Origin of the sequence: Algoriphagus oliviformis, from assembly GCF_017254915.1 — a bacterium.
Lineage (GTDB): Bacteria > Bacteroidota > Bacteroidia > Cytophagales > Cyclobacteriaceae > Algoriphagus > Algoriphagus oliviformis.
This window is the reverse complement of record NZ_JAFKCT010000002.1, coordinates 397,712-418,521: the sequence shown is the minus strand read 5'-3', so window position 1 is coordinate 418,521 and position 20,810 is coordinate 397,712. Positions and strand designations below refer to the sequence as shown.

At 50.6% G+C, this 20,810-nt stretch carries 10 protein-coding genes; all 10 read right to left on the bottom strand.

Features of this window, described 5'->3' with window-relative positions:
• Positions 1-12 precede the first annotated feature (12 nt).
• A complete protein-coding gene (locus J0A68_RS07365; RefSeq protein WP_206577540.1) occupies positions 13-1,251 on the bottom strand; it encodes a hypothetical protein in 1,239 nt (412 codons plus the stop codon).
• A gap of 58 nt (positions 1,252-1,309) precedes the next feature.
• Complete coding sequence (locus J0A68_RS07360) at positions 1,310-2,536, bottom strand: glycosyltransferase (protein WP_206577539.1); 1,227 nt, start codon at positions 2,534-2,536, stop codon at positions 1,310-1,312.
• Complete coding sequence (locus J0A68_RS07355; RefSeq protein ID WP_206577538.1) at positions 2,536-3,444, bottom strand: alpha-1,2-fucosyltransferase; 909 nt, start codon at positions 3,442-3,444, stop codon at positions 2,536-2,538. The genes J0A68_RS07360 and J0A68_RS07355 overlap by 1 nt, the downstream gene beginning before the upstream one ends.
• A gap of 11 nt (positions 3,445-3,455) precedes the next feature.
• Positions 3,456-4,850 (bottom strand): lipopolysaccharide biosynthesis protein, encoded by a 1,395-nt coding sequence (locus J0A68_RS07350; RefSeq protein ID WP_262897998.1) that lies wholly within the window; start codon positions 4,848-4,850, stop codon positions 3,456-3,458.
• Between the two features lie 19 nt (positions 4,851-4,869).
• Entirely contained in the window at positions 4,870-7,185 is a 2,316-nt protein-coding gene (locus J0A68_RS07345) for a GumC family protein (protein ID WP_206577536.1), read from the bottom strand.
• Between the two features lies 1 nt (position 7,186).
• A complete protein-coding gene (locus tag J0A68_RS07340; protein ID WP_206577535.1) occupies positions 7,187-8,002 on the bottom strand; it encodes a polysaccharide biosynthesis/export family protein in 816 nt (271 codons plus the stop codon).
• Between the two features lie 28 nt (positions 8,003-8,030).
• A complete protein-coding gene (locus J0A68_RS07335; protein WP_206577534.1) occupies positions 8,031-8,693 on the bottom strand; it encodes a 4'-phosphopantetheinyl transferase family protein in 663 nt (220 codons plus the stop codon).
• Positions 8,694-8,768: 75 nt separating this feature from the next.
• Positions 8,769-12,782: a non-ribosomal peptide synthetase gene (locus J0A68_RS07330; RefSeq protein ID WP_206577533.1), complete on the bottom strand. Its 4,014-nt coding sequence runs from the start codon at positions 12,780-12,782 to the stop codon at positions 8,769-8,771.
• Positions 12,783-12,828: 46 nt separating this feature from the next.
• Complete coding sequence (locus J0A68_RS07325; protein ID WP_206577532.1) at positions 12,829-19,605, bottom strand: polyketide synthase; 6,777 nt, start codon at positions 19,603-19,605, stop codon at positions 12,829-12,831.
• Between the two features lie 47 nt (positions 19,606-19,652).
• Positions 19,653-20,804: a GDP-mannose 4,6-dehydratase gene (gene gmd, locus J0A68_RS07320; RefSeq protein ID WP_206577531.1), complete on the bottom strand. Its 1,152-nt coding sequence runs from the start codon at positions 20,802-20,804 to the stop codon at positions 19,653-19,655.
• Positions 20,805-20,810: the final 6 nt, after the last annotated feature.

Genomic DNA, 20,810 nt, shown 5'->3' with positions numbered 1-20,810 from the left:
AAAATTAAAACTCTAGGCTTTTCCACTTGTATTTATTTTAATGTCTTTTGTGAAGTAGTTGATAATCGCCTGATCCGAAAGATTTCTGAACTTCCCGCTATAGCAAAGCCCTACCATCAGCCACATGCTGATATGGAAAAGGGAGAAAGTGTAGCCATTGGATGGGTACAAGAAGAAAATCCAGATCATGATCCAGGTGGCCGCCTTCTTGCAAAACAGGTTGGATGACTGAAAGAACCCGAGAAATACCGCGGGAAGGATCATCGCCAAGATCAAAAACAGGTTGACCAGTCCTCCGGTCAATATCAACTGCAGGTAGTCGGTCTCGATGACCCTCCTGACCCCGTTTGCAAAAACCGACTCATCGATTCCGGGGCACTGATACCCTTGGTTGTATCCCTTGCCCACAATCCAGTCCATGGTGGACATACTCGCATAGAAGCACTCCTCCACATAGGTTCTCGTATTTTCCAGCCCTTTCTCAAACAGGTTCCCCAAGAAGTTGATCTTGGCAAATGAGTACTCGATCATGTAAAACTGATATCCGAGGATCAGCAGATAGACGATTGCAAGCACCCAGCCTATCTTTTTGGAGGTATTGAAAAAGAAAAAGGTAAAAGCAAAAATGCCCACTATTCCATCCATCAGCAGCACTCCCCTCCTGGCTCTCACGATAGCCAACAGGATGGATACGGCAAATACCGCCAGGGCAAACAGCCTCCGCTTGTTGGTATGCAGGTCAAAAGTGAGCAGAATCAGTCCTGCGGGAAAAGCAAGGAACTTCACCGAAGTCTCGAGGGCTTCCCTGGAAAAGGCATCCAATGAGTCTGGGTTGAGCAGATCCGAAAGCAACACGACCGAAAAGACGAGATACAGGAAGAGCAGGATAAAGATCGCATCAAACATCTTTTTCACGTTGGGCAAAGTCGAAGGAAGAAGTAGCGCCAGAGGTACAAAAGAACAGATCACCCCATAGTTACCGCTAAATATCAAGGATTTGACATCCTCGTATTTCAGTCCTTCAAAGTCTCCGCGAAGCAGAAAGTAGAGCTGCCAAATAACATAGATAGGCAACAAGAGCTGGATATAGACGCTCATCTGATTGAAGCTCGCCAATTGGAAAATGGAAAACATCAACCCAACCAAACCCAGAACCTGAAGTCCCTGAAACAGTGCCGCAATGGGATAGATACTGGACGAAAAAGTATAGCCAGCCGAAAACAGAATCACACTGATCCAAAAGATGTTCATGCTCCTCGTGAGTGACAAGGGGGCAAAAAACATCGTCAGTTTTGACTGGTTTTCTACGCTATATGCTAACTGCGTGCTGCTCATCGATCATTTCATTGTGTAGTTCCATGACGTATGCTGGGCCAAAATTGTCCAGCTGATATCCGGTGACCTGTTCCTCCAGGCAGTACTTGATACCCTCCGCCAGCTCTTGGTAGTCTGTGACCTGGGCCAAGTAGCCGTTTGCCTTGTGCTTCACCATATCCGGAATCCCGCCGATCTCAAAGCCGACTACAGGCACCCCGCAGGAGAGGCTTTCTACGATCACAGTGGGCTGATTGTCCATGATGGAAGGAATCACAAAGACATCAGACGCTTGGAATGCCTCGGCCACCTCTTGCTCAGACCCCAAATAGCCCAAAAATTTGATGTTGTATGGGAGGCGGCGCTCCATGTCTTCCTTTTCGGCGCTTCCAAAAATCAGGATCAGTACATCTTCCTCTTGGTAAATATTGGGGAGATGGTTCAGCGCCTTTTCCAGATACTTAAACCCTTTGTAGGGACTCAGCAGGTTGACAGCGCCAAAGACGATTACTTTGGTTTCGGGCGAAATCCCCATCTGTCGCTTGGCCAACACTTTGTCCTTTGGGACAAAAGCCTTGGAATTGAAATAGTTGGGAATGTAGTGGACGGGTCTGTTGCGTGCGATGGTGGACTCCTCCGCACAGCTTTTCAGCCAACGGCTGGGAGAAACGAAGAAAACATTCTTACGGTTGAAGATGGACTCTTTCCATTTGAGCTGCCTTGCTGCCAGCGACTTGCTTCTGTTGAGGATCGGGCATCCTTTGCAATCGCTCTGGTAGCCAAGGCAATCAAAAGAATTGTGGCATCCACCGGTAATCGCCCACATGTCATGCATGAAAATGATGATCTGCTTCCCGGTCTCCACCAGCTTCTCAAATCCGCCCAGCGTCAAAACCCCCATCTGAACCCAATGGATATAGATTACATCGGCCTTCTGTACGCTTGGGTGCTTGGAAACATCGGTGCCTATCAGTGGCTGCGAAAACAAACCAAATTTGCTTTTGTCATAGTCCAGAAACATGTTTCCCAGACGATTGTTTACCTTGGCCTTGAAGCGTGAACGCTCCGGCAACACTACCAATCCCGGCGTTTCCTGCTCGTTTGGATGCAGGGAAAGTACCTCACTGGTGAAGCCTGGCTGGGCCAGAAATGCCTCGTGAAGCTTCCAAGCCGCAGATCCTCCCGATTTGGACGAAAATTGGATATGTAATATTCGCTTCATCAGGCCACTTCCATTTGATTGTCCAACACATCTATAGCCTGCCAATTGCCCAGGTAGATGCTGGGGCAGTCGGACTCGCGTACCCATGGCTTGGGCACCACGACTACTTTGTCCTGATTGGGAGCAAGCCAGGCGGGCCACCAGCTAAACGCACTGTTTGCGATCACGAAGTGCTTGCACAAGCTCATCAGGTACATATCCAAGTAGCTGTTTGCCCCTCTGTTGTGCGAGACAAACACAAATCTCCCACCCTTTAGGTTACGCTTTGCCCAGGCGATATCGTCGGAGAAAACGTAGAAAACGGGATTTTTTACCTGCTGGCTGATCAGGTCAAAGGCTTTGTAGTAATAGTCCGAGGAGTCGATCACCATGTGGCTCCGGCTCATGGACTGCTCCAGGTAGAAGCCGCGCCGTACATGCACTGCGACGGCATTGGACGCAGCGATTTCGGTGGAAAACTTCAGGTTGAGATCGTCGTGAGGTTTGTTGAAATTGAAAACCTCACGGATCAGCTGCTGCTGGGATTCAAAATACTTGGGGCATTGCCAAGTTCCTATCAGATGGGAATCTCGCTGTTGCATCACCTCCTCGTCATATTGATACTCCAGCTTCTCGTGAAATTCATTGGAACTGCTCAGCAGCAGTTTGGAAAGCGTATTTTTCACAAGGCCAGAGCCGGCATTCATGAGCAGCGGTCTTACCCGCGACATCAGTGAAGCTCTCCATCGGTCCACTATCGGCATAGGCACGTCAAACGCCTTCAATAGCTCAAAGCCTTGGTAATGTCTGTTCAGCAAAAAGTCATTGACGCTGATCTTGGTCGGAATCCCTTCAGCATCCATGGATATCGCCAATGCATATTGGAACATCTGATTTCCTAAGCCTCCGAAAATTGCAACTTTGTTCATATTAAATAAGTTTAATACCAAATTTTACTTGACGTCTTCTCTATCAGTACTTTATACACTTGGACAGGCGAAATGGCAAAGCCATACACATTGCTCAGGATAGAGGCAAGGATGATGGACCACACTCCAAATCCGAAGTAGTTGATAAACGCGTAACACAGGACAAGAAAAAACAGCGAGGTCACGATGGATGACACAAACTGGATCTTCAGCGTGCCCATCCCATTCACCACATTCACGAAAACACTCGAGAACATGGACACGACAATGTAGATGCAGCACAAAATGGAAATCTTGCTGTCAATGGCGATATAGGCATCACCCAACCACAGTCTGTACACATCGTCTGAGAAGAAAAGCATCAGCAAGGCAGCGGCGGCAAACGGAATCAGCAAAAGCATGTACTTCCCGATCACCCGGAGTATCCAGTCAAAATCCTTGAGGAAATAGGCATCCGTGGTGCTACTCCAAAGTGGCGTAAGAAAGATCATGAATATCGCCTGCAGTGACACAAAGTATTTAAAGGCGATGTTGTAGGCCGTCACAGACTCTGGATCAAAATAGTGGGCGATGAGAAAAAGCGTCGTACTGTACTGGATCATCGCGGCCAATTGCAGGACGAAAAACTTCCCCCCCATGGTCATCAGCTCCGAGGCATACTCTTTCTTGACAAAAGCCAGGGAAGGCCGATACATCTGATACTTGCCGGAGAAGAAATAAAGGTTGGCGAGGATCAGCACCACTACCGGGGTAAGCCCGATCGCGAGGCCAAGGTAGATCAGGGAGCCCTCCGTGAAATGGGTAAGCAGCCAGACAATGAGCAAGACCAAGACCTGCCCGGACAGTTCGATCAGGGAAGCCAAAGCTGGCTTTTGGTCAGAGGTGATGACCACCTTGACGATCTGGAAGATGAATTGCAGGCAGAAATAGCTGATCACAATGACCACCAGATACTTCAACTCGTTTTCGCTCCCCAGCGGAGCATTGATCAATGCCCTCCAGTCCACGAAATAGCTGGCGGCAATGGCGACGATCCCGATGAGCATAAATATCAGGGCGACGTAGTAATAAGTCGTGCTGACGTAGGTCCTGGCTAGAGCCGAGTCCTTCAGCGCCTTTGCCTCTGCAAATTTGTTTCTCAGCCCCTGAGTCAACCCCACATCAAACAATGCCACCCAGGCCACCATTGAGGTCAAGGTGAGCCACACGCCATATTGCGTCGGGTTGACATAGTTGATGGTGATCGGCACCAGTAGCAGAGAGATTCCCATATTCGCTATTTTGATCAAAAATGATCCTACTATATTCTTTTTAGCCTCGATCGAGCGCTGAACTCCTTTTGAAAAAAAGCCTCTTACTTCCTCTTTGATATTGAACACGCTTTTTTTGACACTGGTCAAATACATTGTTTCAAAAGTTTATCGATTAGCTAGTTTGATAATATCCGTATCCGTATCCCTGTCCCACTTTGCATCCGTTCAGGACGATCAGCGGGTTCACCAATTTTTCCTCTTGGTTCAGCTGTTGGAAAAACTCGATATCCTGCTTGGTGGTCCAGTTGTATCGCATGATGTAGATCGTGCGGTCTACCAGGGGCACCAGAGCCAGCGCATCGGCGACCTGTCCTACCGGACTGGAGTCGATGATGACGTAGTCATACTGATCTCTCAGTCTATCGATCAGCTCCCTGTTTCGCTCGTCAATGATCAATTCGCCCGGGTTTTTGGGCACCTTGCCAGACTGGAAGAAAGTAAATCCATCCATTGGCATTCCGCTGTCCAGCATACTCTCCACAGAGATGGTTTTGTCGCTGAGGAAGCTGGTAAGGCTAAGCCCCTTCGCATCCACCAGCTTTGAGTTGGTCTGCGGCTTTCTCAGGTCGTAAGACAGTACGGCTACCTTCTTGCCCGTTAGGGCTAGTGACTTGGCGAAATTCAGCGCAAAGAAGGTCTTGCCCTCTCCGGACACCGTCGAAGTGATCAGCACCACTTGGGACTTGTTGCGCTCACTATGCAGGGAGTAGCTCGTCCTCACATATCGGAGTTGTTCGGCGATAGGATTTCTCGGATCCTCGATCATCAGCATGCCGCGATCTTTCTTTGGGATCTCGGATAGCTCACCGAGCATATTTACCGACAGGTTGGAGATCGCACTCTTGTCCTCAAGTTTCTCGTCCATAGAACGCTTCACAAAGAGGTATCCAAAGGGGGCTATCAGAGACAGCAGCAGGGTGATGCTGTAGATGATCGACGGCTTGGGACTGATCGGAGTCGGGGAAAATCCCGCTCGGTTGATGCTTTTGGAGTGGCTTGTAGGTACAGAAGCCAGGTACAAAGAGGTCTCCTCGCGTTTTTTGATCAAGTAGAGGTAGTGCTCTTTCTTGATCTCCAGGTCTCTGGTCAGCACTTCAAACTCCCGCTGCAACATCGGGCCAGAGTTGGACTTGCGGCTGAAAGTGGTCGTAGTCGTCTCGGCGTTTCTCAGCGTGATCTCCAGCGCCGAAATTCTATTTTTGATGTGGTTGTCGATCTTTTCCCTGAAGTTGTTTAGGCTGGTTTGGGAATTGACATACACCGGGTTTTCGGGCAAAAGGCTTGCTCGGAGTCTCAGCAGTCGATTCAGCTCCTGGTTGAAGTCTTGGATCATGCCCAGCAGAGCAGGGTCGTTGCTGGACAAGGGCCCCAGCGTGATGCTCTTCTCCGAGTTGGCCTGCAGATCCGCCTGCAGATTGGTCAGGATATCCAGCTGGTTTTGGTACTCAGCCAACTGCTTGGTCACTTCCACCGCGTTTTCTTGGTACAGCTTGGAGTCGTTTTCGATGTCGACCACATTTCTACGGTTCTTAAACTGCTCGATATTTCGCTGGATCACGGCAAGGTCCGCGGTCAGCTGATAGAGCTGGCTATCGAGAAAGCTGAGTGTGCTCAGCACCACTTCCTTCTTGTCTTCGAGTGCATTTTTATTGTAGGTGTCCACCAGGCCATCCACGGCCGCTACGCCACGCTCTGGAAACGACGTGTCCAAGCTGATGTAGATCACGGAGCTGTTTTTGTCCTTGGGCTCAATCTTCAGACCGATGCTAAACAGGCCTGCCAGCTCGTGCTTGTTGTGAAATTTGATCACCAAGGGAAAGTTGGTGTAGGACTCGGTCAGCTCATTTTTTTCAAAAACGAAGACACCAAAGTCCGTCTTGATCGTCTGGCCAAACTGGATGGTCTTCTGGCTGCCGTCCACGGTGAAGCGAATAACATCTCCCTGGATGGCGTCGATCGTCCAGTCACCCACCGGCTCGGTCCGATTGTAAAACACCTCGGAGACATTGAAGTAAAAAGGCAGCTGACTGTCCGGTATCGCCTCCAACTTGCCAAAGTCACCTTTGGAGTAGTAGAGATTGTAGTAGTTCAGCTTGTCTACGACTTCGTAGATCAGCTCGTAGGAACCCAATACGTCCACTTCGTTTTCGGTAAGCTGGGAAGACTTGAAGTCCTCCAGCTCGCCGACTACGGGATTCTCGAAGAAGCGAGAGCCCTTTGAGTCATCTTTCAGCATGATTGCTCCGCCTACGCGGTAGACCGGCACGAAGTAATAGAGAAAAACAAAGGCAGCGGTGAAACACAACAGCATGGATAGCACAAACCACTTCCAATACCGGAGATAGTAATTCATACTCTGCTTGACTGCCCTTGGGTTGGTGGAATCCTTCTGAAAAAAACCGTCCAACAATACGTCTGAAGCCTTCATGTTAATTAAATATTTCGTCAAAACTAAAGATAAACGCTACCAGCACCGAGGATGCGATGGAAATGATCGCAATCGTAGTCGGGTTGATATCGGCTTGTTTTACTTTCTTGTTTACAGCTTCTACATAGACTACGTCATTCTGCATCAGCTGGTAGTTGCTGGAGTTCAGTACTGCCTTATCCAGCATGTTTACTCTGATTATCTTCTTTCCGGTCTCCATCTCGCGGATGACCAGGACATTTTCCCTCTTACCGTAGACCGTCATGTCACCAGCCAGCCCGAGTGCCTCCAGTATGGTCACCTTGTCTGCCTCTATGGTGAAAGTAGAGGGATTGTTGACCTCTCCGAGTACGGTGATCTTGAAGTTGGCGATGGAGAGCTCCACCCGGGGATCTGTCACGAGCTTGGACAGCAGTTCGGTTAATTTCTTCTTGGCTTCCTCCCTAGTCAGGCCCGCCATCTGGATTTTTCCCAGAATGGGAAAATCAATGTTTCCCTCGGAGTCCACAATGTATCTTGCCAGATCGTAGCTTCCCATTGACTGCACGTTGACTTGGTCGGCACCGGACATCACTCCGTAGTTGAAGAGGAGGTTGGATTCGGGGTTGAGCGTAGTCACCTTGATTTCCAGTTCGTCGTCCTTTTGGATGCGGATTGGCTCCAGCTCGGTTAGGTTGGAAATCACACCCTCTTCCTGAGTTTCCAGGTTTGAAAAATAGGTGATGTTTCTTTTGGAACAGGAAAACAAACACAGCGTCAACATCACTGCTCCCGTCCACCTGGCGATACTAAACAAGTCTTTCTTTTTGGTTTTCATAGCTTTATTTTTCAGTCAGTGGTTTGGTTTATACTTCATAAAATCTCATCACCCGGATAGCTGCATCATGGGCGATGCTGACCGAATACGAGTCCTCCATTTCAAAACTCCAGACTTTCCAGGTGGAGGCAAACCCTGAAAATTCTATCGGAACCAAATTAAGCCCGTCGCTGCAGCTGATATCCTTCAGCCGATCCGTCAGCCCTATGCCGAGCCCTTTGAGAAGCGCTTCTTTTCTTGTCCAATACTTGTAAAACATCTGCCGGGGCATCTCGCTGTTGAGGATTACGCTCACCTCGGTGCTGGACATGCAGTTGATGATCATGTTGTAGAGATCCACGTTTGGAGTCATCTGCTCGATATCCACCCCCACCGACCACTTGTTGGCAAAGCCAATGATGATATAGTCGCCAGAGTGGGACACGTTGAAGTGTACCCAGGGGAAATTTTCCAATGTCGGTTTTTGCTGATCGGAATACTTGAATTCCAGCTCCGACGGGTCGGTTTTCAGATAGCTAGACAGCAGCTTCTTCAGATATATCTTTCCCAGCACGTACCTGTTTCTGTCTTCTTGCCGCACGTAGGAGTCACTTCTTTTTTGCTCTGCTTCCACCAGTAGGCCAATCTCGCGCTCTATCGCATCCAAGTGGTCTGGAATGTGGATTCTCCATAGATCAAAGTGGTTCAGCAATTCAAAATCGCACACTTTGCTCCATTCAAGAACCTTTATCTTATCGCAGATTACTCTTCCCAATACCATCTTCGATCACTTTATCAGATTGAGTTTAGCTTGAAGGGTTTTGGAAAACTTCTCTCCGTGGGGAGGTTTGAGCATTTCCGCGTGTTCGCCGGGCATTCGGATCGTTTCCACCTCAGGGCAGAACTTGCTCCAGCCGAAGGTCTTCGGATCGCCGACGAAGAAGGTCTTTCGTTCCGCCAAAAACAGGGTAATCTTGAAATCAATCTGGGGGTGCTTGTAGTTCTTCCATGCCTCCATGTTGACATGCTCGATGTGCTTGATCCTGGCAAAGAGGTCCGTTCCTTTGTTTCCTGTGATCCGCTCGTAGATACCCTCCCATTTTTCCTGGATATATCTTCTTCGGAACTTGAGGTAGTATCCGAAATCGTTCAGAATAAAACTTGCTTCGAAGGCAAGTTTCCTCAGGATCGTCTTGATCCCTCCAAACAAACTGTCTCCCATGCTTTCGGACTGGAAAGCTACGGTATCGATCATGCCTAGAAAGCTCACTTGGTCGCCTGCCTTGTGAAGCTGGTGTGCCATTTCAAAAGCGATCAGCCCTCCGATGGAATTCCCCATCAGGTTGTAGGGTCCTTGCAGTCCGGCCGACTTGATCTGGCTGATGTAGTAGTTGGCGATCTCCTCAAGGTTGGTCAGAGGAGCGATGGTGCTATCGACTACCGCGGGAGATTGCAGGCCCCAGATCGTCTGGGAAGCGTCCATGTGCTGGATCAGCGTCGTGATCTCGATTGGATTGAGCCCCACTCCATGGATAAAGAACAATACCTTGTCCGGATCCCCATCCTTGATCTTCACCAGGGAGCCGGAGTGCGACTTGGTGTTTTCCTCAGAAAGCTTGTCGATCTGGGCTGAAATGGACCGGATGCTTGGGTATTCGAAAAGTATGGAAAGCGGGAGGTTTACGCTAAAATCCCGCTCGATGAGGGAAATGAGCTCCACAGCCAGCAGGGAGTGGCCTCCCACTTCGAAGAAATTGTCGTCCAGCCCGATGTTGTTGGTATAGAGCACTTTCTCCCAAAGTGCCTTCACTCTGGTCTTGGTGTCTCCCGTCACCCGTTCGGTTTGGCTGGGAGCCGTAGTCGCCAGGGAACCTTCCAACCCATACGACTTGAGCGAGTTTCTGTCGACTTTACCGTTGGAATTCAGCGGGAACTGATCCAATACAACGAATTGTGCGGGCACCATGTAGGAAGCTACGCGCTTGCTGAGGCTTGCTTTGCAGTCCTCGATCCAAGCCTGCTTGTCAAAACCGCTCCTGAACGCCTCTTTGATGGAGACAAATGCTTTCAACAGGTCATCCCCGTGCTCGTCGGTATATTTGAGTACCGCGACATGCTGGACTTTGGGGTCTCCCGAGATTTTGCTTTCGATCTCACCCAGCTCCACGCGCTGGCCGCGGATTTTCACCTGATGGTCGATTCTGCCCATGCAGATGATTTCGCCATCCTCAGTCCAGTGACCCAGATCGCCAGAACGATAGTAGCGGCCCTTGTGGGTAGGGAAGGGATCCATGATGAACTTTTCACGATTCAGCTCGGGACGATTGAGATATCCCGCGGACACTCCCGTGCCGCCAATCACCAATTCCCCGACTTTTCCGCTACCCTCTACCAGATTGCCTTCTTCATCGACGATGATGATGTCCGTCCCAGGTACAGGCCCACCGATGGTGATAAGTTTTGACCCCGGTTCCACTTTCTTGACTGTGGAGAAAATCGTCGTCTCCGACGGCCCATAGATATTGAAAAGTGAGTCACATACGGCAAAGAGCGAATCTGCCAATCCCACCAAAAGCGGCTCACCCGCAGAAGTGATACGAAGTCCCTCCAGTCGCTTGGTCATGCCATGGTTGACCAGGGATCTCAAGTGGGAAGGGGTCGCCGAAAGCTGCGTGATCTTGTGTTTCTCCAGCGCCTTGATGATCTCCCTGGAGTCGATTCGATGATACCTGTCCAGCAAGAAAAGCGATGCGCCATAGCCGAAAGGCATGACCATGTCAAGCCAATGCATGTCAAATGAGGCGGACGTGAGTCCCAAAACTCGATCTCCTGCCTTGATTCCAGGAGTAGTGACATAGTGCTTGGCGAAATGAAAGAGATTGCTTTGAGTCAGGACCACGCCCTTGGGCACGCCGGTAGATCCCGATGTATAGATGATGAAAACAGGGTCACTGGCAGCCATCTTCGCAGCACGATAGTCTCCGAGATAGGCATGAAATACTTCCGGGTCTAGAGTTCTCTTTTTGGCTTCCAGGCTGCCCCAGTCCAAGTCTTTGCTTCCGGTGAAGAAGCACTTTACTTGGGCATCGTTGAGCATAAATTTCACCCGGTCCTCAGGGAAATCCACGTCGATGGGCAAGTAAGCAGCTCCAGCCTGCAATACTCCCAAAATGGTGTAGATCAACTCAGGCGAACGGTCCAGATGGATACCGACCACGTCGCCCGGGCCGATGCCATTTTTGGTCAGGTAGGCTGCAAATGATTTTGACTTGGTACCCAATGAATGGTAGGAAACGACTTCCTTGTGAAAGTTAAGTGCAAGCTGGTCTCCCTGAAGGTCAAACTGGTGCTGGATCTTTTCCACAAATGGAATGAAGTCCCGGTCCGTTCCGTTCGAAAGTCCCCCCACCGATGCGGCAGAGTCGGTTTTCGAAGCCTGATTGGACTGGATGATTTCCCCGATTTTGGCCTCTGGGTTTTCCACTATCTTCTCCAGGCACGCCATGTATCTGCTACCCGCAGCGGCAATGGACAGCTCGTCAAAGAGCCCCTTGTTGAATGTCCATTGGAATACGTTCTCGTTGGCTGAGCCAAAGAGGTTGATGATGATCTCGAAGTTGGCGAAGGCCTTGGGGTTGGAGATCAGCTTGTGCTCAAGTCCTTTAAATTCGATGGACTTGTCCATCCCCATATCAATATTGAAGGTAATCGGAACCAGCGGGATGCGGGATAGATCCCGCTTGATCTGAAGGTCCTGCACCATGGTGCCAAAGCTGATTGCTTGGTAGTCCAGGGTTTTGTTATACGATTTTCTGCGATCCTGCAGATAGTCGATGAATGTCTGTGAAGGATCGATTTTGCTGCGCAGGGGAAGCAGATGCACGCAGTGGCCGATCAGGGAGGGTCGGTTCATCAAAAGCTGCCCGGCAACGGGAAGTCCTACGACCACGTCATCCTGCCCCGTCCATCCACTCAGGAATATCTCAAAAGCAGACAGCAAGGTATGGTTGAGGCTGACACGCTGCTTGCCGGAAAACTCCCTCACTTTGGCCAGCAAGTGGTCTTCAAAAGGCACCTCCAGCACTTCGCATTCAAAGGTCCGGTATTTGGGTCTCGCTTTGTCCAACGGCAGCACCAAGTCAGGCACAGGATTGCTGAGGTAGTCAGTCCAAAACTTCTTGGTCTCCTTATAGCTGGACTTGCGGGTATAGTTGATCAATTCCACAGAGTATTCCGTGAGGTCGTCAGCCTTGTCCAGCGTGGACTCGGTTTGGCTCACGATGGAAGAGTACAGGCTCCCCAGCTCCTCCATCATCACGCCCAGCGACCAGCCGTCAAAAATGATGTGATGCCCAGTAAAGGTCAGCTGATAGTGCATTCCATCCAGCTTGATCAGCTCCATGACATAAAGCGGTCCTTGAGACAGGTTAAACTGATATTTGCCGGTCTCTAGGCTGTGCTTCTTCAAAAAACGCTCCTTTTCCTCAAAACTCATCTCACTGATATCCCTCAGTCGAATCGGCAGTTCGTAGGAGGAAAGGATCAGCAAATGCTTTCCGTTGGGGCTGAGGATCGCCCGCATACCATCGTGCCGCTGGATGGTTTTCGAAAATGCCTCCTGAAGACTCTTCACAGACAGGTTGCCCTTCAGCTGGACGGAAACGGACTCGTTGTAGGCCATGTTCGCCTCATTGCCGCCAAGCTTGCAGGCCAGCCAGATCTCCATTTGGGAAGGAGTCGTTTGGATGACTTTCTCGATTTCGACCGGTTCGTTGGTGAGAATCATCTTATTTAAGGTCATTTCAACTGAGTTGTTCATAAAAAATGCTTACTGTTTTTTTGTAATCCTATTTTTTTGGTGGCTTTATCCACATCGGGTTGCCATTTTCGTCAAATCCTATCTTCGCTCCCGGGAAAGGCGGATTCTTGATATCCATCAGCACTTCCTCCAAATCCGGCAGGTCACCGTCTATCACTTCGTTTTCGATCAGTGTCGTCAATACCGATTCGATCTTTTGCAGCGTCAGGTCAATGTCTCCGGCCCAGTGCACGTCTGTCATGTAGCAAAAGCCCCTTTCGTGGATATTCACCCCTTCGCTTCTCAGCATGGCAAAAAGCATATCGGAATGGCTAAACTTGGATACCGCAGCTATTCTCCAGATGGATTTGAAAGCAAATGCTCGGTAGGCAACTCCGAACCGGTCGAAAATGTCGTTTATCCCCGTGACCAGCCGTCGCGTCATTCCCGTCAGGTTCTCCTGGATCTCGGGGCTTTTTTCCGCTATCTCCCTGAGGACAGCCTGCGCTGCCGCCAATGGCAGAGGCTGGCGGATCTGGGAGCCACAAAATCCGAGCGCGTTGGATTCCGATCCATTGACCTCTTTTACAGAGTTTTCCCCTATCAGGCCAAACCACTTTGCCTTCCCCCCAAGGATGGTGAGCTGTAGGCCGGAATTTTCCATCGTACCGTACACGGTCAAGTCACCGGTCACGCCTACGAGCTGCTGAAAACCTCCAGGATGCACTCTAAAGCCTGTCAGCGTCTCATCCATAATGAGGCAAATTCCCAAGGACGCGGTCAGTGCGCGAAGTCTTTTGAGGAAATCCAGGGACACAAAGCCCGGGTTGTTTTTTTGTATCGGTGAAAACCACACCGCGGCTATCTGGCTGGCACGCTTCGAAATGGTCTCCAAAGCCTGTTGAGAGCCATACTCCAGTACCAATTCTCCTTTGGAATCGGCTGTATCCACAGCACTGCCAGAACGATCACAATCTTGACAGGACTTGGAGAAAGTCACCAGCACCTTTCTGTCTGACACGCTCTGGGCCAGTGAAAAGGCGCACTGCTTGGCCTCATATTCCGTGGCATACAGCGCAAACTGCTCGACACCAGCCAAGCTACGGATGGTCTTTCCGAGGGCTTCTACCTGAGAAGCTATCGAACCGGAATCGCCTGCCATTGTAATATGCTTTTTCAAAGCCTCGCCAACCAGACTCGGATTGTTGCCTAGGATATTGACACCCTTGCCGCCCATCCAGTCAAGATAGCGGTTTCCATCCACGTCATGCATGGTCGCACCAGCAAATCGATCGGACACGATTTTGTAAGAAACATCGGAAGAGTCGATCGCGGGATAGCCGTTCACAAAACTCGGATTACCCAAACCTCCATTCATCCGCAGCGAATGCTGCTTGCTCTTCATCGTTTTTCGGGTGAACTCCAATCCAAAGTCAGCGAGGAAATCCGCTGCCTTCTGGCTAGTCTCAGCCACTGGGCTAGCACCTTGGCCCGTTGCGCTGCCCTCAGCCATCCCACTGGTCAGCCTCCCCAGATCCAAGCCCATTTGGCTGGCATGCTCCTCGGAGTGGCCTGTCTCGATTTTTCGGACTTGCTGGGTGATGGATTCAAGCTGGTTTTTGAGATGGTGCATGGAAGCCTCACCTGATGGAAAACCTTTCCGATTTTCCTGGGAAAGCTTGGCATCTGAAGGTCTGATTGCCTCCAAATAGTCCAGAATAGACTTTGGAGTATTCAGCGAGTCGTTGAGCTGCTTGAAGGACACCTGCACGCCAAACTCCTTCTTCAAGGAGAAAACGAACTGGGTCAAAATCAGAGAGTCCAGCCCAAGCTCAAAAAAGCTGGAATCGAGATTTTCCTCTGAGATCGACACTCCGGCAGCAGCTTCCAACAAGGCCTTTATTTTATTGAAATTCTGAAGTTTTATCGCGGAAAGATCGCCCTCTTCCTGGGAGGTTTCCCTTGCCAAATCCGATGCGTTTACGATATCCTCGACTTCTACCGTCCTCACCTTGGGCGCCGACTGAGCTTTGTTGGCCTTCTCCTCTGGAGACAGGCTCTCATCCAGCAAATCCAGGATAGACTTGGGCGTGTTGTGCGTATCGTTGAGCTGGCGGAAGGATACCTGGACGCCAAATTCCTTCTTCAGCGAAAAGGTGAATTGGGTCAAAATCAGGGAATCCAAACCCAACTCGAAAAATGAAGAATCAAGGTCATTTTCTGAAATAGAAATACCCGATGCCGATTCAAGCATAGTTTTTAGTTTGGCAAAATGACGAAGCTCGCCATTTCCCTCTTCTTTGGCAAATTTGCCAGAAGAAAGTGGAGCCTCCACTACCCTATTTCCCAGGCTTTGGCCAGCGCTCTTGCGGAATGCGGGATTGAAATTCGCGCCGTTCTGGTTCCAGCAGAGCTTTTTGTCAAAGGCGTACGTAGGAATGTCCAAAAACTCAAAATCGGAAAACTTGAATATCAAGTCCAGGTCGATGAGTGCTCCTTTGGCTCTTGCGATGCCCAACTGCTCGATCATATAAGCATTTTCCGAACCTGAGTCTGTTCTGGAAAGACTATGGACAATGGGATGGTTTTTTCCGTTGGGCTGCTGCTGCATCAGGCTGTTTAGCACATTTCCCGGGCCTACTTCCACAAAATAGGCATCCGGCATTTCCTCCAGCAGGGTGGCCGCTGCATCGTTGAACAACACCGCGTTTCTGATGTGACCAGTCCAATAGTCTACAGATTTCGCCTCCTGGTCAGTGAGCCATTTGCCCGTTTGCGTGGACATCAGCGGGAGTTTTGGCGACTGCAGCTTGACCGAAGCGATCACTTTTGCAAAATCTTCCAGCGCTCCGTCCATCATCGCGGAGTGGAAGGCATGGCTGGTCTTCAAAATCTGGCTGGCAATGCCATAGCCGTCCAGCACAGTCTTGAAGTCCGCGATCGCACAGACCGGGCCGGATACCACGCAGAGATTGGGGGAATTGTGGGCTGCCAAAGATAGCTGTTGAGGCAAAAGCTCCAGCACGATATCCGTCTTTGACCTGACAGACAGCATGTTTCCGCCCGGAAGTTCGCTGATCAGCTTTCCTCTGTACGCCACGACTTTGATCGCGTCTTGCAGGGAAAAGACTCCGGCAAAATGTGCCGCCACATACTCCCCTATGCTGTGTCCGCAAACCGCCTCGGGCTGGATTCCCATATCCATCAACATCACGGAAAGGGAATAGCAAACCGTGAAAATCGCCGGCTGGGTGTAAAGGGTATTGGCCAAAGTCTCGGCCGATCCGCTGAAGATCTCCTGCTTCAGCGAGGTGGGCAAATAGCTGTCAAACTCACCACAACATTCGTCGAAGGCAGATTTGAATACTTTGTTGGACTCATAGAGCGTCTTGCCCATCTCAATGTATTGGGCTCCCTGACCTGGGAAGAGGAAAACAGGACGTCCAAATTCACCCAAACGCTGGATGGCTCTGGTTTCTCCGTCTGCCACTGCCTGCAGTTTGTCCAGCAGCTCCCGCTTGGAGGAAACGCAAAAGGACTGTTGGAATCCGAAGGGAGCGTTTCTCTTCAGCAGGTTTTGGCTCAAGCTGGCCAAGTCCAGATCAGAACGCGAGGAAACCCATCTGCGCAGATCGGCGGCATAAAGCGCCAAGCTTTTCTCTTTCTTTGCGGAAAAAGAAATCAAATGGTCGCTGTAGTCTGAAGTCTTCTTTTTCTTTTCGGCAGAGTCAAACTCTTCCACGATCACGTGGACATTCGTCCCGCCAAAACCAAATGAGCTCACGCCAGCGACCCTTTTGCCGTCGGTCATCCAAGGGGCGGTGTCTTTTTGCACATAAAATGGCGATTGCTCAAAGTTGATTTCCGGATTGGGACGCTCATAGCCGCGCGAGGCAGGCAGCACGCGTTCATTCAGTGCGCAGATGGCTTTGATCAAGCCGGCGATTCCCGCGGCTGCGGTCAAGTGCCCCACATTGCTCTTTACGGAGCTGATGGAGCAGCTCTGAAGGGGAGCTGCTTCTCCAAAGGCCAACTTGAGCCCTTCGATCTCAATCGGATCCCCGATCGGGGTCGCAGTGCCATGCGCTTCGATCATTCCAATATCGGAAGCCCGTACGCCGGCATCGGCCATAGCGGTCTTGATCACATCGGCCTGACCCAATACGCTTGGGGAGGTGAAGCTGGCCTTTTCGGATCCGTCGTTGTTTACGGCTACGCCTTTGACCACCGCAAAAATCGGGTCTCCATCTGCCACAGCCTGCTCGTAAGACTTGAGCAGCACTACTCCAGCGCCGTCGCAGAATACCGTTCCAGTACCGCTCGCATCAAAGGGCTTGCAGTGGCCGTCATGGCTGAAAATCGCCCCTTCTTCGTGCACCTGCCCGCTTCTCACCGGGAAAGTCACCGAGGCTCCTCCAGCGAGGGCCGCCACGCATTGTCCACTTCGGATGCTTTCTACAGCTTGAGCCACAGCCAAGAGAGACGTGGAGCAGGCGGAGTAAACGCTCACGGCTGGCCCCTTGAGATTGAGCTGAAAAGCCGTGCGGGAAGTCAGATAGTCCTTTTCGTTCATGGAAAGGATGGGGATCGCCCCAAAGACATCCAGCAGCTCTTGGTCAAATACGATGTTTTTGTTGAAATAAGTATTGTAGTTGGTTCCTCCAAACACGCCAATCTTGTATTCGGGACGATTGGCTATCCAGCCGGCTTTCTCCAGCGCCTCATGGCAGATCTCCATAAACAGCCGCTGCTGTGGATCCATGATCGCCGCCAGCTTGGGATTGATGCCAAAGTATTCGGCGTCGAAGTTTTCCACGCCATCCACTATCCCCCGGGCCTTCACGTAGTTTGGCTCCTCAGCCTCGGCTCGGATCAAGGGATCGATCTCATCTTTGTCGAAAAAGGTAATCCCCTCCCCTTTGCTTTTGATCATCTCCCAAAATTCCCCGATGGAATTTGCCTTGGGGAACTTGCCCGCCATCGCGATCACCGCCACGTCCTTGGACTGGCGGGAGCTCTGGTTCTGCTGGATTTTACCCGCCTCGGAGGACTGTTTGCTGGCTTCCGTCAGGTAGCTGAGCTGGCTTTTTAGTGTTGGGTATTGGTATGCAAAAGCTACCGGGAACCTCATTCCAAGCTTTTCGCTGATCTCCAAGGAAAGTTTCTGGGCAAGGATCGAGCGACCTCCCAGATTGAAAAAATTACTGTCCGCAGCAAAGTCATCTACACCCAAAACCTGGGCCCATATCTTTCTGACAATCTGCTCTATGTCTTTTGTTTCTTCCAGCTTGGATTCCGCTTTGGATGAAGTGCCAGCGACCTGGGATTTCGCCAAGGCCTTCCGGTCGACCTTTCCACTGGATGTTTTCGGGAAAAGGTCTACTTTGATGAACTGGGCAGGAATCATGTACTCGGGAAGAACCTTCTCGAGCTTTCTACGGATCACTTCCTGGGTAAGCGTCGAGTCTGCGGAGATGTAGAACAACTTCAGGAAAATCTCCCCGTCGCTGTAGTGGTCTGTGATTACCACATTCTCGTCGATACCCTCGATATTGGACACGTTGGCCTCGATGTCGCTCAGTTCGACTCGGAAGCCGCTGATTTTGATTTGGTCGTCGATTCTGCTCTTGAACCTCAACTCGCCCCTAGAAGTCCATTCCGCAAGATCCCCGGTCTTGAAATAGCGCCGCTGTGGCAATCCTTCAAACCCGATCTTTACGAACTTTTCGGCCGTGAGAGCGGGGTTGTTGAAATAGCCCAGCGCAAGGCCTGGACCCGAGATGTAGATCTCGCCCACCACTCCTGTGTCCGTCACCAGCTTACCAGTTTCGTCCACCAAAATAAGCTCGTGGCCGGCAATAGCCTTGCCTATAGAGGGAAGATCTTCCCAGCGGTCAGGGTTGCCGTCGAGACGAAGCTCTGTGATAATCACAGTCGTCTCGGTTGGTCCATATTGGTTGTAGAGGACGCAGTCCATCTTGCCGAAAAACTTTCTGACAGCCAGACTCACTTTGAGCTGCTCGCCGGCAGTCATGATCTCCTTGAGCGACTTGGGGAAAATGCCATAGGAATTGGCGGCATTGCAGAGTCCTTGGAGGGCGATGAACGGGAAGAAAATCCGGTTGATCGCATTTTTCTCGACAAATTCCAGGAGCAAAAGCGGGTCTTTCAGCGTGCTGTTTTCAGCCAGAAAAAGCGTGCCTCCGGTAGACAGCGTACAGAAAATCTCCTGCACCGACACGTCAAAGGTAAGCTTGGCAAATTGCAGCGTATTAAAACCAGGCCCCGACTGGGAGGTGGAGTTTTGCCACTCCACAAAATTGGTCACCGCAGCATGGGGAATCGCGATCCCCTTGGGCACGCCGGTAGACCCAGAAGTAAATAGAATGTAAGCTTTTTCAGCCCGCTCGTTGGCCACGTCGGTTTGGGACGGGAGCGATTCGCTGATATCCGTGATACCCAAGGAGTCAAAGGACTCGTGAACGCTACCCGGCAAACCAAATCTGAGCTGGGTTTCGGAGACGATCTTTTGGATTCGGTCAGCCGGCAGGTCAAAATCGATCGGCAGGTAAGCCTTGTCTGCTGCGAGCGCCGCAAGAATGTTTACGACCGTCTGGATTGACCGGGTACAGGATACTGCGATGAGCTTTTCGCCGGGTACTTTGTACAGAATAAGCTGGCGAAGCGTTGACACCCGTCGCTCCAGTTCCGCATACGTGATAGCCTCGTCACCAAAAACCAAGGCAACCTCACCGGGAAACAAGCGAAATGCCTGCTCAACTTTGGAAAATACGTGCTGTGATTCAAAAGATGCTGAAGACTCCATTCTATTTACCTTGGGTTAGTCAAACCGTGAACTAAATTCTATCTCAATCAATACTCCAAGTGAGCAGTGACTTCAAAACCACCGTTTACGAGGCAGATGTCTTTTTTCAAATGCTTTAGATCCTCGGTTACCATATCCTCTACCAGCAGGTTGAGGTCGTATTTCGGCTTCCAGCCCAGTTTTTCAAATGCCTTGTTTGGCTTGCCGATCAGGATATCCACTTCGGTAGGTCGGAAATACTCGGGATCTACTTTCAGGAGAACCTCTCCCAGCTTAGGCAGCTCTTCCTTGGTTCTGCCAAGTTGCTGGAACGCTACGTCATAGTCGATGTGAGACAAGAGACCGATTTCGTTCACTCCCTCACCCACATAGTCCAGCTTGAAGCCGATTTTTTCAAAAGCGAGGTTCAAAAAGTCCCTTACGGTGGTCGTAACACCGGTAGCGACTACAAAATCCTCCGGAGTATCTACCTGCAGCATTCTCCACATCGCTTCCACATAGTCTTTGGCATGTCCCCAGTCGCGTTTCGCGTCGAGATTGCCCAAGTGCAGGACTTTTTCCATTCCCATACCGATCCTAGTCACGGCGCGGGTGATCTTTCTCGTCACAAAAGTCTCGCCTCTCAGCGGCGACTCGTGATTGAAGAGGATACCGTTGCAGGCAAACATGCCATAGGCTTCCCGGTAGTTTTTCACGATCCAGAAACCATACAACTTGGCCACCGCATAGGGTGAGCGGGGATAGAATGGCGTAGTCTCAGACTGGGGGATCTCCTGCACCAGACCGTAGAGCTCGGAAGTACTGGCTTGGTAGATTCTGGTCTTTTTCTCCATTCCCAGCAATCTTACGGCTTCCAGGATTCGAAGGACACCAAGTCCATCAGCGTTGGCGGTGTACTCCGGGGAGTCAAAGCTCACCTTCACGTGGCTCATCGCGCCCAGGTTGTAGATCTCGTCGGGCATTACTTCCTTGATGATCTTGGTGATGTTCATAGAATCAGTCAGATCACCGTAGTGAAGGATGAAAGTAGGATCTGAGGAGTGCGGATCCTGGTATAGATGGTCGATCCTCTGGGTGTTGAATGAGGAGGATCTTCTTTTGATGCCATGGACGATATAGCCCTTTTCCAATAAAAGTTCGGCAAGATAAGTACCATCTTGGCCTGTTACACCGGTAATTAAAGCAACCTTCTTTGTCATGATATT

Bases quoted from the DNA above. Each gene is read 5' to 3' on its own strand.
- J0A68_RS07365 (WP_206577540.1), bottom strand. From the start codon at position 1,251: ATGAACATCTTTTGGATCAGTGTGATTCTGTTTTCGGCTGGCTATACT.
- J0A68_RS07360 (WP_206577539.1), bottom strand. From the start codon at position 2,536: ATGAAGCGAATATTACATATCCAATTTTCGTCCAAATCGGGAGGATCT.
- J0A68_RS07355 (WP_206577538.1), bottom strand. From the start codon at position 3,444: ATGAACAAAGTTGCAATTTTCGGAGGCTTAGGAAATCAGATGTTCCAA.
- J0A68_RS07350 (WP_262897998.1), bottom strand. From the start codon at position 4,850: ATGTATTTGACCAGTGTCAAAAAAAGCGTGTTCAATATCAAAGAGGAA.
- J0A68_RS07345 (WP_206577536.1), bottom strand. From the start codon at position 7,185: ATGAAGGCTTCAGACGTATTGTTGGACGGTTTTTTTCAGAAGGATTCC.
- J0A68_RS07340 (WP_206577535.1), bottom strand. From the start codon at position 8,002: ATGAAAACCAAAAAGAAAGACTTGTTTAGTATCGCCAGGTGGACGGGA.
- J0A68_RS07330 (WP_206577533.1), bottom strand. From the start codon at position 12,782: ATGACCTTAAATAAGATGATTCTCACCAACGAACCGGTCGAAATCGAG.
- J0A68_RS07325 (WP_206577532.1), bottom strand. From the start codon at position 19,605: ATGGAGTCTTCAGCATCTTTTGAATCACAGCACGTATTTTCCAAAGTT.
- gmd (WP_206577531.1), bottom strand. From the start codon at position 20,804: ATGACAAAGAAGGTTGCTTTAATTACCGGTGTAACAGGCCAAGATGGT.